We start from the raw sequence: 13,296 nt of genomic DNA on the forward strand, positions 1-13,296 counted from the left end.
TCGTCATGAAGTTAGCCATAGTTACGGCCTGCCCGAGCGGTAAGGTCAGCAGCGTACTCAGCGCACGATTGCTCGAAGCGGCGGCCCTGCGCCAAGGCTGGGAAACCAGCGTCGAAATCATCGATCACAACAAGGCCGATCAACAGTTGTCCGCCCAGGACATCGAAGCCGCCGATCTCGTTCTGGTGGTCAATACCGGTCCTGTGGACTTGAGCCGCTTTGTCGGCAAGCGCCTGTTTCAGGATTCGCCTGCGCATGCCTTGCAGGATGTGGACAGCTTTCTGCAGCGCGCCGAGCGAGAAGCCCAGGTGCATGTGGCGTCCGAAGCAGCGGCGCCCCAGGCAAGCGGCGGCACCGGCGCGCAACCGCGCATCGTTGCGATCACGGCCTGTCCGACCGGCGTAGCGCACACGTTCATGGCGGCCGAAGCGATCCAGCAGGCTGCCAAGCGTCTGAATTACGACCTGCAAGTCGAAACCCAGGGCTCGGTAGGCGCGCGCAACCCGCTCAGCGCCAAGGCCATCGCCGATGCCGACGTGGTGCTGCTGGCGGCGGATATCGAGGTCAACACCGACCGCTTTGCCGGCAAGAAGATCTACCGTTGCGGCACCGGGATCGCGCTCAAGCAGTCCGAAGCGACCCTGAAAAAAGCCCTGGCGGAAGGGCAGGTGGAGTCCGATGAGGCCGCCGCCAAGTCGCCGGCCAGACAAGAGAAGGCGGGCGTCTACAAGCACCTGCTGACCGGCGTGTCGTTCATGCTGCCGATGGTCGTGGCGGGCGGGCTGTTGATCGCTCTTTCCTTCGTGTTCGGTATCACTGCGTTCAAAGAGCCGGGCACGCTGGCTGCGGCACTGATGCAGATCGGTGGGGAAGCGGCGTTCAAACTGATGGTGCCGTTGCTGGCCGGTTACATCGCCTATTCGATTGCTGACCGTCCGGGGCTGGCACCCGGCATGATCGGTGGCCTGTTGGCGAGTACGCTGGGTGCCGGGTTCATTGGCGGTATCGTTGCAGGCTTCCTGGCCGGTTACAGTGCTGCCGCGATTAACCGCTACGCACGTCTGCCGGCCAGCGTCGAAGCGCTCAAGCCGATTCTGATCATCCCGTTGCTGTCGAGCCTGTTCACCGGTCTGGTGATGATCTACGTGGTCGGCAAGCCGGTTGCCGGGATGCTCGAAGCGTTGACGCACTTCCTCGACAGCATGGGCACCACCAACGCGATCCTGTTGGGCGTGGTGCTGGGCGCAATGATGTGCGTCGACCTCGGTGGGCCGATCAACAAGGCGTCCTATGCGTTCTCGGTCGGTTTGCTAGCATCCCAGAGCTACGCGCCGATGGCCACTGCCATGGCTGCCGGTATGGTGCCGCCCATCGGTATGGGCATCGCCACGATCCTGGCTCGCCGCAAGTTCGCCCAGAGCGAGCGTGAGGCAGGCAAGGCGGCGTTCGTGCTGGGGCTGTGCTTCATCTCGGAAGGTGCCATTCCCTTCGCTGCCAAGGACCCGTTGCGGGTGATTCCGGCCAGTGTTGTGGGTGGCGCGCTGACCGGTGCGTTGTCGATGTACTTCGGCTGCAAGCTGATGGCACCGCATGGCGGCCTGTTCGTGATGCTCATCCCCAACGCCATCAACCATGCGCTGCTTTATCTGCTGGCGATCATCGCCGGCAGCGTGCTGACCGGTGTGATCTACGCGCTGATCAAGCGTCCGGAGCCCGCTGACATGGAAGTGGCGCCCGCAGCCGCCTGATGACGCAAGGCGCGGGCTGTCCCGCGCCTTCTTCCTGCTCTAGCGTTCGAGCGCCAGAGCAACCCCCTGACCACCACCGATGCACAGCGTGGCCAGACCCTTCTTCACATCGCGCCTGATCATTTCGTGCAGCAGTGTCACCAGCACGCGGCAGCCCGACGCGCCAATCGGGTGACCAAGGGCGATAGCGCCACCATTCACGTTGAGCTTTTGCGGATCCAGCCCCAACTCCTTGCCCACCGACAGGGACTGTGCGGCGAAGGCTTCGTTGGCTTCGATCAGGTCCAGTTCGGCCAGCGACCAGCCAGCCTTGTCCAGGCAGCGACGCGTGGCACTGACCGGTCCGATGCCCATGATGGCCGGGTCGACACCGGCGTTGGCATAGGCGGCGATGCGCGCCAGCACCGGCAGGCCCAGTTGCTCGGCCCTGGCAGCACTCATCAGCATCACGGCGGCAGCTCCATCGTTCAGCGATGAAGCATTGCCGGCAGTGACCGTGCCGTCCTTTTTGAAGGCAGGCTTGAGCTTGGCCAGGGTCTCGGCGGTGGTGCCGGCGCGGGGCTGCTCGTCTGTTGCAAAGGACAGCGGATCACCCTTGCGCTGCGGGATCAGGATCGGGGTGATCTCATCGACGAAGCGTCCGGCTTCAATCGCAGCCAGCGCCTTCTGCTGAGACAAGGCGGCGAACTCATCCTGGGCTTCACGGCTGATGTCGTACTGCTGCGCGAGGTTCTCGGCAGTGATGCCCATGTGGTAATCATTGAATGCATCCCACAGGCCGTCAGTGATCATCGTATCGACCACGCTGGCGTGGCCCATGCGCAATCCGGTGCGTGCGCCCGGCAGCACGTAGTTGGACAGGCTCATGTTTTCCTGACCGCCGGCGATGATGATCTCGGCGTCGCCGCAACGAATCGCCTGGGTCGCCAGGTGCAGGGCCTTGAGGCCAGAGCCGCAGACCTTGTTCAGGGTCATGGCTGGTACCGAGAAGGGCAGGCCGGCCTTGATGGCTGCCTGCCGCGCGGGGTTCTGACCAGCGCCCGCGGTCAGCACCTGACCCATGATGACTTCATCGACCTGCGCGCCGTCCACGCCGGTGCGGGCAAGCAGTTGACGAATGACCGCTGCGCCGAGATCGACTGCGGCGACAGAGGCCAGTGAGCCCTGAAAACTGCCCACGGCGGTACGGGTGGCGGCGACGATAACGACGTCGTGCATGGTGCTGATCCTCATTGTTATTGAGCGCTCATGGTGGCACAGATAGGCAGGCAGGTTCCAACCGTGAACCGCCCGGTCACGGTTTGCCGAAAACCGTCATGCCTCGTTCAAATGTCCATGCGGCGTCTGGCACGTTGCGCCGATCCGTCGCGCACAGCCCAGCGCAGAATGGGCGCAGTACTGTTGACGCCCAGGCGGATCATTCGGCGTTTGCAGGGGCTTTGCGTGACGTCGAGCATGTCGCTGGCCCAGTCCGGCAGCAGATCGATACCGGCGCGCATCATCAATACGCCAAACGGCTTGGCCAGCCAGTTGGGTGCAGGCGCATCGAGCAGCAGGCGCATTACTTCGCGGCTGCGCTGGTCACAGACCAGTTGGCCACGAATGTCTGCCAGATAGTCAGCAATGGCCTGACGCGAGCGCGGAACATTGCGTGCGCCGAGTCGCTCGGCAACCAGCGCCGTTTCAGCGCAGTAAGCGTCCTGTTCGGCGAGCGACATGTCCGGGTTCAGATAGCGCACATGCGCTGCGAGAAAGCTGCTGACTTCGGCCACATGCACCCAGGTCAGCAAATCCGGATCGCTGGCGGCATATGGCCGGCCATCGGGCGCGGTGCCGACGATGTTCAGGTGAATGTTGCGGACCTTGTCGATCAGCCAGTTGGCATCTCGCGTGGAGCCTTAGGTGGTGCCGGACAGAAACTGCCCGGTACGCCGCAGGCGGCCAAGCATGTCCTGACGAAAGTTGGAGTGGTCCCAGATGCCCGCCAGTGCCAGCGGGTGCAGAGTCTGCAGCATCAATGCGCTGATGCCGCCGACCAGCATGCTGGTGAAATCGCCATGCACTTCCCAGCACACCGCCTGAGGGCCAAACAGACCCGGGTCGCCCTTGGGGTTTTCCAGATCCAGTTGACCCAGCGCCAGGCCGGTAAGGCTGATGACCTGGTTTTCGATGCGGGTGCGGATGAATTCCATGTCGTGCTCGGGCATCGGGGAGGGAAGTACGGCAAAGAGACTTTGTGGTAACGGACCGTGCGACCCTTCGCTTGCTTGCGAAAGGGCCGGTACATCCGCTAAAGATGTATCACTCGAAATAAAGCTTTCGCGAACAAGTTCGCTCCTACAAGGAGAGCGTACATCCGCTGAAGATGTACAGGGCTTCTGCCCGCAGGGCGTGGGAGCGAACTTGTTCGCGAAAGGGCCCTGTGCAGCCGCAGAAGTTTCTGCGTCTGACATAACGCCTTCGCGAACAAGGCGGATCGCCGCCCCGGTCGCTCCTACAAAAGCCCCGTTTCCCCTACTCATCAAGACTCCCACAAGGAGAGCGTACATCCGCTGAAGATGTACAGGGCTTCTGCCCGCAGGGCGTGGGAGCGAACTTGTTCGCGAAAGTGCCTGTGCAGTCGCAGAAGTTTCTGCGTCTGACATAACGCCTTCGCGAACAGGTTCGCTCCTACAAAAGCCCGGTTTCCTCTACTCATCAAGACTCCTACAAGGAGAGCGTACATCCGCTGATGATGTACAGGGCTTCTGCCCGCAGGGCGTGGGAGCGAACTTGTTCGCGAAAGGGCCCTGTGCAGCCGCAGAAGTTTCTGCGTATGACATAACGCCTTCGCGAACAAGGCGGATCGCCGCCCCGGTCGCTCCTACAAAAGCCCGGTTTCCTCTACTCATCTAGACTCCCACAAGGAGAGTGTACATCCGCTGAAGATGTACAGGGCTTCTGCCCGCAGGGCGTGGGAGCGAACTTGTTCGCGAAAGGGCCCTGTGCAGCCGCAGAAGTTTCTGCGTCTGACATAACGCCTTCGCGAACAAGGCGGATCGCCGCCCCGGTCGCTCCTACAAAAGCCCCGTTTCCCCTACTCATCAAGACTCCCACAAGGAGAGCGTACATCCGCTGAAGATGTACAGGGCTTCTGCCCGCAGGGCGTGGGAGCGAACTTGTTCGCGAAAGTGCCTGTGCAGTCGCAGAAGTTTCTGCGTCTGACATAACGCCTTCGCGAACAGGTTCGCTCCTACAAAAGCCCGGTTTCCTCTACTCATCAAGACTCCTACAAGGAGAGCGTACATCCGCTGATGATGTACAGGGCTTCTGCCCGCAGGGCGTGGGAGCGAACTTGTTCGCGAAAGGGCCCTGTGCAGCCGCAGAAGTTTCTGCGTATGACATAACGCCTTCGCGAACAAGGCGGATCGCCGCCCCGGTCGCTCCTACAAAAGCCCGGTTTCCTCTACTCATCTAGACTCCCACAAGGAGAGTGTACATCCGCTGAAGATGTACAGGGCTTCTGCCCGCAGGGCGTGGGAGCGAACTTGTTCGCGAAAGGGCCCTGTGCAGCCGCAGAAGTTTCTGCGTCTGACATAACGCCTTCGCGAACAAGGCGGATCGCCGCCCCGGTCGCTCCTACAAAAGCCCCGTTTCCCCTACTCATCAAGACTTCTGCGTAACGCTGAGCGCAGAGCGTGGGAACGAGAGGGACAAATCAGCCGCGGTGACGGCCGCGGAAGTAGTTGATCAGGCCTTGGGTCGATGCATCGTCAGCCGGCTCTTCGGTGCCGCCGGTCAGGCGCTGGTACACCGCTTTGCCCATTTCCTTGCCCAGCTCCACACCCCATTGGTCGAAGGCGTTGGTGCCCCAGATCACGCTCTGCACGAACACCTTGTGTTCATACATGGCCACCAGCGCGCCAAGACGACGCGGGCTGATGCGCTCGACCACCAGCGTGTTGCTCGGACGGTTGCCAGGGATGACCTTGTGCGGTGCCAGCTTCTGCACCTCTTGTTCGTCCATACCCTTCTCGCGCAGTTCTGCTTCGGCTTCTGCGTGGGTCTTGCCCATCATCAGTGCCTGGCTCTGCGACAGACAGTTGGCGTACAGCCACTGGTGGTGGTCGGCAACCGGGTTGAAGCTGACGATCGGCACAATGAAATCGGCCGGAATCATTTGCGTGCCCTGGTGCAGCAACTGGTGGTAAGCGTGCTGACCGTTGGCACCCACGCCGCCCCAGATCACCGGTCCGGTGTCGGTCGACGTCGGCGTACCGTCCTGACGGACGCTCTTGCCGTTGGATTCCATGTCCAGTTGTTGCAGGTGCTTGGTGATGTTACGCAGGTAGTGATCGTACGGCAGGATCGCGTGGCTTTGTGCGCCCCAGAAATTGCCGTACCAGACGCCCAGCAAGCCCAGCAATACCGGCATGTTCTGCTCGAACGGCGCGCTCTGGAAATGCTGGTCCATGGTGTAGGCACCGGACAGCAGTTCCTTGAAGTTGGACATGCCGATGGCCAGCGCGATAGGCAGACCGATGGCCGACCACAGCGAATAGCGCCCGCCGACCCAGTCCCACATCGGGAAGATGTTTTCTTCACGGATGCCGAAGGCCACGGCCGCAGCGTTGTTGCTGGACACCGCGATGAAGTGGCGATGCAGTTCGACTTCCGAGCCGCCTTGCGCCAAGTACCAGGCACGTGCCGCCTGTGCGTTTTTCAGGGTTTCCAGCGTGTTGAAGGATTTCGACGAGACGATGAACAGCGTGGTCTCGGCACGAATCTTCATCGACAGCTCATGGAATTCGCTGCCGTCGATGTTTGCCAGGTAATGGCAGCGGACACCTTTGTGCGCGTAGGCCACCAGCGCTTCGGAGACCAGCTCCGGGCCGAGGAACGAGCCGCCGATGCCGATGTTCACCACGTCGGTGATCGGTTTTTCGGTGTAACCGCGCCACAGGCCGTCATGGATGCGGCCGACCAGTTCGGTCATCTGATTGAGTACGCGGTGTACGTCCGGCATCACATCGACGCCGTTGACTTTCAACTTGTCGCCGACCGGGCGGCGCAGAGCGGTATGCAGGGCAGGGCGGCCTTCGGATGAGTTGACCAGCTCGCCATCATACTGAGCATTGATCGCATCCTTGAGGCCCACTTCGCCCGCCAGGCTGACCAACAGGTCGCGGGTCTCGGTGGTGATCAGGTTTTTGGAGTAATCGAGAAACAGGCCAGCGCTGCTGAGAGTGAATTGGCTGAAGCGCTGCGGGTCGGTGTTGAACGCTTCGCGCATGCTGAAGTTCTGCATGGCCTGGCGGTGTTTGTTCAACGCTTGCCAGGCGGGCAGAGCGGTCACATCGGAAGGAGTGCGGTAGTACGCCATCGCTGCGGGTTTCCTTTAACTGGTTCTGTCTTTGGATATTCTTGGAGCGAGGTCGCAAGCTTTCTCACGGGCTACACATCGCAGACTACCCTTCGCGTACCTGTTTGTCTGCGCCTCGCCTTACATGACCCCGGTACTTTTTCGCACACAGGCAACCGGGGTTTGGTCTCGAATACTGTCGGTTGTGGTTCAGGCAACCTGTACCGGTATGGCATTACCGGTGTGTCTTAGTTCATTGCCAGCGCACATCCTGTCAGCTTCTGGTCAGGTGCAGGTTGTCGATCAAGCGGGTTTTGCCCATGAACGCCGCTGCGAGGATGACCAGGTCGCGATTGTCGGCAGTCGTCGCCCGCAGGTTGGTGGCATCGCGTATCTCCAGGTAGTCGATGCGAAAACCGGCAGCCTCCAGTTGCTGTTTCTTGCTCGCCAGCAGCGCGTCGAAATCCTGCTCGCCGACCTTGATCGCGTCGGCGATCTGGCGGATCGCCTGATACAGCGCGGGTGCAGCGGCGCGCTGATCGTCGCTCAGATAACCGTTGCGCGAGGACAGCGCCAGGCCGTCGTCGGCGCGCACCGTCGGTTCGCCGATAATCTGGATCGGCATGTTCAGATCACGGACCATGGCCCGAATCACGGCCAGTTGCTGGAAGTCTTTTTCACCAAAGATCGCCAGGTCAGGCTGCACCATGTTGAACAGCTTGCTGACCACGGTCGCGACACCTTCGAAATGGCCGGGACGGCTGGCGCCACACAGGCCTTGCGACAGGTGCGGCACGCTGACCAGTGTCTGGTCGGCCATGCCGTGCGGGTAGATTTCTTCGACGCTTGGGGTGAACAGCAGGTTGCAACCGGCCTGCAGGAGTTTTTCCTGATCGGCAGCCAGCGTGCGAGGGTAGGTGGCCAGGTCTTCGTTGGGGCCGAACTGCAGCGGATTGACGAAAATAGTGGCGACCACGAAATCGGCACGCTGCGCCGCCTTGGTGACCAGCGCGGCGTGGCCGCTGTGCAGGTTGCCCATCGTCGGGGTCAGCGCGATCCGCTTGCCTTCGCTGCGTGCCCGCGCAACAGCGGCGCGCAGGTCCTGTACGGTTTTTACTGTGTTCATGCCGAGAATCCGTGTTCAGTGGCCGGAAAGCTGACGTCTTTGACTGCGGCTACGTAGGCCCGTATAGCCGACTGGATATCGGGCTGACCGGTCATGAAATTTTTCACGAACTTGGGCACGCGTCCGGTGATGGACAGGCCGAGCATGTCGTGCAGCACCAGGACCTGCCCGTCGGTGGCGCTGCCCGCGCCAATACCGATGACCGGGACCTTCACCGCCTGGGTGATTTCCTCGGCCAGTTCGCTGGGCACGCACTCCAGCAGAATCATCGCTGCGCCCGCCTGTTCCAGTGCGATTGCATCGGCGCGCATCTGCCGCGCCTGCGCCTCCAGCCGGCCCTGCACCTTGTAGCCACCCAACACGTTGACTGCCTGTGGGGTCAGACCCATGTGCGCGCACACCGGAATGCCGCGCTCGGCAAGCAAACGGATCGACTCGGCCAGCCAGGCAGCGCCTTCGACCTTGATCATGTGTGCGCCTGCCTGCATCAGCGTCGCGCTGTTGATCAGGGTCTGCTCCAGCGTCGCGTTGGCCATGAACGGCAGGTCGGCGAGAATCATCGCGCCCTGGTTGCCGCGTTTCACACACGCAACGTGGTACGCCGTTTCAGCCGTGGTAACAGGCAGGGTGCTGTCGTGCCCCTGCAGGACCATGCCCAGCGAGTCGCCTATCAGCAGCACTTCGACACCCGCTTGAGAGGCCGTGTGGGCGAAGGTTGCGTCGTAGCAGGTCAGCATGGTGATTTTTTCACCTTTCTGCTTCATGGCCAGCAGCGACGTAACGGTTATGTTCGGCATGTAAAGTCCTCCATCAGGCGCTGTGAAGACGGGTGCTCAGCGCGTGAGAGTCATCCTGGAAAAGCAGGCACACCGTCGTGTCGCGGTGTTTTGCAAAGGCCTGTTTCGCACCCGTTCGCCTGTGGTGTGGCGGCGGGAGGCCTATCTTCGTGAGGAGGGGGCGTGAAGTCAATTGAAGGTGTTACCTGTGCGTCCGACCGGTTACAACGGCGCGGTAACAGACAGGCTTCATGCCTCGGCGGGCAGACGTTCAAGGCCTGTGAACGGGCAATCATCGAGCAGACGATTCAGTAGGCGGCCGTCGGCCAGTGTCAGCCCTGGAGCCAGCTCTGCCAGCGGGTACAGCACGAAGGCCCTGGCCTGCATGTGGTAATGCGGCACTTTGAGGCGTGGCTCGTCGATCAGGCGGTCGCCGAACAGCAGGATATCGAGGTCCAGCGTGCGCGGCCCCCAGCGTTCGTGCCGTTCGCGGCCTTGATCCAGCTCGATGACCTGTAGCGCATCAAGCAGTGTCAGCGGCGCCATGCAGGTGTCGACTGCCGCGACGGCATTGGTGAAGCGCGGTTGACCGGGCAGTAGCGAGTCGCTGATATAGAACGACGATACGCCGCTCAACTGACAATCGGGCAATTGCGCAATGGCCTTGAGGGCGCTGCGCAATTGCTCGGCCGGGTCAGCCAGGTTGCTGCCCAGACCGATGTACACGCGTTCAGTGGCCAACAGCGGTTCATTCACCGCTTTGCGCCTCGCCCGTGGTGCGCTTGCGTTTGGCACCGCTGTTACGACGACGCTTGCGCGGGGCTGTGCCCGCCGCTTCAGGCTTGTTGCTCAGGTCGCGAATCATGTCGCGGCGTTCGCTGTCGTTGCAGTCCTGATAATCGGTCCACCACTGGCCCAGACCATCGGTCTGCTCGCCCGCAGTTTCACGCAACAGCAGGAAGTCGTAGCCGGCGCGGAACCGCGAGTTGTCGAGCAGCAGGTCGGCGCGCTTGCCCGAACGGCGCGGCAGGCGCTCCTGCATGTCCCAGATCTCGCGGATCGGCAGCGTGAAGCGCTTGGGAATGGCGATGCGCTGGCACTGCTCGATGATCAGTTCGTGAGCGGCTTCCTGCATGGCTGCGATCGGCGGCATGCCGCGTTCCTGAGCACGCAGCACCTTGGCCGGCAGCGCAGGCCAGAGCAGGGCAGCGAATAGGAACGCCGGTGTGACCGGTTTGTTCTGCTTGATGCGCAGGTCGGTATTGATCAACGCATTGCTGATCAGCGTATGGGTGTAGGTCGGGTTGTATTCCAGGGCCTTGGAGCTGGCTGGGAACAACGGTTCGAACAGTTCCAGGTCCACCAGCATTTCAAAGGTGGGGGCGGCGTGCCCGGAGAGGAACAGTTTGAGCACTTCCTCGAACAAGCGTGCCGATGGAATGTCACGCAGCATCGGCGCCAGTGCGCGGATCGGTTGAGCGCTGTGCTTCTCGATGCCGAAGTCCAGCTTGGCCGCGAAACGCACGGCACGCAGCATGCGCACCGGGTCTTCTTTATAACGCTGTTCCGGATCGCCGATCAGGCGGATCAGGCGGTTACGGATGTCATGGACGCCGTTGGCGTAATCCAGAACGCGCTCGCTGACCGGGTCGTAGTAAAGCGCGTTGATCGTGAAGTCACGACGCTGGGCGTCTTCTTCAAGCGTGCCGTATACGTTGTCACGCAGGATGCGTCCGCTTTCATTGCGCGAGGACTGGTTGCTGTCCTCTTCTTCGTCATCCTGAGGATGATTGGCGCGGAACGTCGCCACTTCGATGATTTCGCGACCGAAATGGATGTGCACCAGCTTGAACCGGCGGCCGATGATCCGCGCGTTGCGGAATTCGGCACGCACCTGTTCGGGCGTGGCACTGGTGGCGACGTCGAAATCCTTGGGCGTTATGTTGAGCATCATGTCGCGTACGCAACCACCGACCAGATAGGCCTGGTAGCCGGCATTCTGCAGGCGCTCGACGATATTCACGGCATAGCGGCTGAACTGACTGCGTTGCAGCGAATGTTGGCTGCTGTTGAGCACTTCAGGCGTGGTGCGCGTATGTTGCTGCGGTTTGCGCAGTGGGGAACGAAATGACTGGAACAACTTCTTCAGCATGGGATGCACTGTTTGAAGGAATATTCGGCCAAAAACGTGGAATGACCGCATGATGGGCGGGGATTCTAGCATTTAGTCGAGTGATGGTGTAGGAAGCTGTCGCGCAAGGGTAAACGATGGCGCGGATCAAGGCGGGGAAGCTACTGGGGGAGCCGAAGCTCCCCCAAAGTGTGTGCTCTTTATTATTGTTTTCTGCCTGGGCTTCTTGTTTTTGTTGAGTGCCCATTCACGAGACTTTCGTCTGTGAAACCTCCCAGTCGGGAGTCAAGAGCAAACGGATTGTTTTGGTCGCTGCGTTGCAATGATCATTCGATCCAACCAGTTCAGGCGCTACCTAAGGGTAGTTTTTGTTGTTCTCGGCCTGGTTGCGGGGCAAGCCCCAAATACAACTCCTCTCCAAAAGAATCAGTTAGCTGCGCCTCCGCCGTGTTGTTCTTGTTATGCGTGAGTCGATTCGTATTGTTTTTATTGTGGGTGTCGTACTGCTTGTTGTTCTTCTTGTACTAAGCATATAGCAGAAGCTGTGCCAACTTTTGCCAAGCCCCGTAAACCGGGGCTTTTCGGGCAACAGGCCGGTTTTGCGCACACAAAAAAGCCGGGCCTGCGTTACCGTAAGACCCGGCTTTTGTTACGTGAAACGCTTGAGGTAACAGTTTGTACCCGCCCTGCGCACCGCGTGCCAGAGCCTTGGGCTGGTTTTATGTCTCGCTGGCCACGCCCTTGCGCCGTGGGATACCCAGACGTTGACGGCGTTCCCACAGACATTTGCGACTGACGCCCAGTTTGCGTGCCAGCTCGGTTTCAGTCATGTGGTCCTGATGCTCCAGAACGAAGTGCTGAAAATAGTCTTCGAGCGACAGGTCTTCGGCGGGCTCGTTGCCCGACGAACCGGAAGAGCCCGGTAACGGTGCCATGCCCATGTACTCGTCGTCATCCAGCCCGTCGAGCTCAATGTCGATGCCCAGCAGGTCAGCGGTGATTTCCGGGTTCTCGCAGAGAATCACCGCGCGCTCCACCGCGTTTTCCAGCTCGCGCACGTTACCCGGCCAGCTGTAATGGCGGATCGCCTGTTCGGCGTCGTGTGCAAATTTGAGGTCGTCGCGTCCGACCTTGCTGCTCTGGCGGACCAGGAACGCACGAGCGATTTCCAGGATGTCGTTGCCACGTTCGCGCAGCGCCGGCAGTTTCAGGGCGATAACGTGCAGGCGATAGAACAGGTCTTCACGAAACTCGCCATTTTTGGCCAGTGTTTTCAGGTCCCGGTGGGTCGCGGCAATCAGGCGTACGTCGACCTTTTGTGATTGCACCGAACCGACGCGACGAATCTCGCCTTCCTGCAATACGCGCAGCAGGCGAGCCTGGGCTTCCAGGGGCAGTTCGCCGATTTCATCGAGAAACAGCGTGCCACCGTCAGCGGCCTCGACCAGACCCGCGCGGCCTGCGCTGGCCCCGGTAAACGCGCCTTTCTCGTGACCGAACAGTTCGGACTCGATCAGCGATTCGGGAATGGCCGCACAGTTGACGGAAATCATCGGTGCCTTGGCGCGGCGTGAGAGGTTGTGCAGGGCGCGGGCGACCAGTTCTTTACCGGTGCCTGACTCTCCTTGAATCAGTACGTTGGAATCAGTCGGGGCGACTTTGCGGATCTTGCTGTAGAGATCCAGCATGGGCGGGCATGAGCCGATGATGCCGATCTCGCCGTTATGGTTCTGAGCCGGGCCTTTTTCAGCACTGCTGGTCCGGGCGGTGGCGCTGCGTTCGTCCTGAAGGTGCTTGACCGTCTGCCGATCACGCAGGATCCGCGAGACCGCCTGCAGCATTTCATCGTGATCGAAGGGTTTGGCGATGTAGTCCACCGCGCCCAACTTCATCGAATCGACTGCCGAGCGCAGGCTCGCGTAGCTGGTCATGATCAGCACCGGTTTGCCTTCGCCGAGCTTGATCAGTTCGGTGCCGGGCGCGCCGGGCAGGCGCAGGTCGCTGACGATCAGATCGAACGACGGGATGCTGAAGCGTTCCTGAGCCTCTTGAACGGAGCCGGCTTCACTGACTTCATACTGGTTGCGTTCAAGCAGGCGACGCAGGGCTGAGCGGATAATCGTTTCGTCTTCGACGATCAAAATATGCGGCATTGATTCAGTTCTCTCGACGGT

8 protein-coding genes and 1 pseudogene are annotated in these 13,296 nt (G+C 60.9%); 1 reads left to right on the forward strand and 8 read right to left on the reverse strand.

Annotated elements, in window-relative coordinates:
- The first annotated feature begins 5 nt into the window (after positions 1 to 5).
- The gene (locus V476_RS15810; protein ID WP_024960633.1) at positions 6 to 1,748 is read left to right on the forward strand and encodes a PTS fructose-like transporter subunit IIB; all 1,743 of its coding nucleotides are present in this window, start codon (positions 6 to 8) and stop codon (positions 1,746 to 1,748) included.
- 39 nt (positions 1,749 to 1,787) lie between these two features.
- Here V476_RS15810 and V476_RS15815 read toward each other — a convergent pair whose 3' ends face one another.
- The 8 genes and pseudogenes from V476_RS15815 to V476_RS15850 all read right to left on the reverse strand — a co-directional run bounded on the left by V476_RS15815 (position 1,788) and on the right by V476_RS15850 (position 13,275).
- The gene (locus tag V476_RS15815; RefSeq protein WP_024960634.1) at positions 1,788 to 2,966 is read right to left on the reverse strand and encodes an acetyl-CoA C-acetyltransferase; all 1,179 of its coding nucleotides are present in this window, start codon (positions 2,964 to 2,966) and stop codon (positions 1,788 to 1,790) included.
- Between the two features lie 107 nt (positions 2,967 to 3,073).
- Positions 3,074 to 3,940 (reverse strand): annotated as a pseudogene (locus tag V476_RS15820) (oxygenase MpaB family protein).
- A gap of 1,505 nt (positions 3,941 to 5,445) precedes the next feature.
- On the reverse strand, positions 5,446 to 7,110 hold the full coding sequence (pgi, locus tag V476_RS15825; RefSeq protein WP_024961453.1) for a glucose-6-phosphate isomerase: 1,665 nt from the start codon (positions 7,108 to 7,110) through the stop codon (positions 5,446 to 5,448).
- Between the two features lie 253 nt (positions 7,111 to 7,363).
- Entirely contained in the window at positions 7,364 to 8,215 is an 852-nt protein-coding gene (gene panC, locus V476_RS15830) for a pantoate--beta-alanine ligase (RefSeq protein WP_024961452.1), read from the reverse strand.
- A complete protein-coding gene (gene panB / locus V476_RS15835; protein ID WP_003423024.1) occupies positions 8,212 to 9,012 on the reverse strand; it encodes a 3-methyl-2-oxobutanoate hydroxymethyltransferase in 801 nt (266 codons plus the stop codon). The genes panC and panB overlap by 4 nt, the downstream gene beginning before the upstream one ends.
- 228 nt (positions 9,013 to 9,240) lie before the next feature.
- Positions 9,241 to 9,747 (reverse strand): 2-amino-4-hydroxy-6-hydroxymethyldihydropteridine diphosphokinase, encoded by a 507-nt coding sequence (folK, locus tag V476_RS15840; protein ID WP_024961451.1) that lies wholly within the window; start codon positions 9,745 to 9,747, stop codon positions 9,241 to 9,243.
- On the reverse strand, positions 9,740 to 11,143 hold the full coding sequence (locus V476_RS15845; protein WP_003345072.1) for a polynucleotide adenylyltransferase PcnB: 1,404 nt from the start codon (positions 11,141 to 11,143) through the stop codon (positions 9,740 to 9,742). The genes folK and V476_RS15845 overlap by 8 nt, the downstream gene beginning before the upstream one ends.
- Positions 11,144 to 11,841: 698 nt before the next feature.
- Positions 11,842 to 13,275, reverse strand: coding sequence for a sigma-54-dependent transcriptional regulator (locus V476_RS15850; RefSeq protein ID WP_024961450.1), 1,434 nt, complete (start codon positions 13,273 to 13,275; stop codon positions 11,842 to 11,844).
- Positions 13,276 to 13,296: the final 21 nt, after the last annotated feature.

The organism is Pseudomonas syringae KCTC 12500, assembly GCF_000507185.2.
In the GTDB taxonomy this organism is placed as follows: Bacteria; Pseudomonadota; Gammaproteobacteria; order Pseudomonadales; family Pseudomonadaceae; genus Aquipseudomonas; species Aquipseudomonas syringae.

What these genes read in the sequence shown, in the direction of transcription:
- V476_RS15810 (WP_024960633.1), top strand. Translation starts at nt 6, where the DNA reads ATGAAGTTAGCCATAGTTACGGCCTGCCCGAGCGGTAAGGTCAGCAGC.
- V476_RS15815 (WP_024960634.1), bottom strand. Translation starts at nt 2,966, where the DNA reads ATGCACGACGTCGTTATCGTCGCCGCCACCCGTACCGCCGTGGGCAGT.
- pgi (WP_024961453.1), bottom strand. Translation starts at nt 7,110, where the DNA reads ATGGCGTACTACCGCACTCCTTCCGATGTGACCGCTCTGCCCGCCTGG.
- panC (WP_024961452.1), bottom strand. Translation starts at nt 8,215, where the DNA reads ATGAACACAGTAAAAACCGTACAGGACCTGCGCGCCGCTGTTGCGCGG.
- panB (WP_003423024.1), bottom strand. Translation starts at nt 9,012, where the DNA reads ATGCCGAACATAACCGTTACGTCGCTGCTGGCCATGAAGCAGAAAGGT.
- V476_RS15845 (WP_003345072.1), bottom strand. Translation starts at nt 11,143, where the DNA reads ATGCTGAAGAAGTTGTTCCAGTCATTTCGTTCCCCACTGCGCAAACCG.
- V476_RS15850 (WP_024961450.1), bottom strand. Translation starts at nt 13,275, where the DNA reads ATGCCGCATATTTTGATCGTCGAAGACGAAACGATTATCCGCTCAGCC.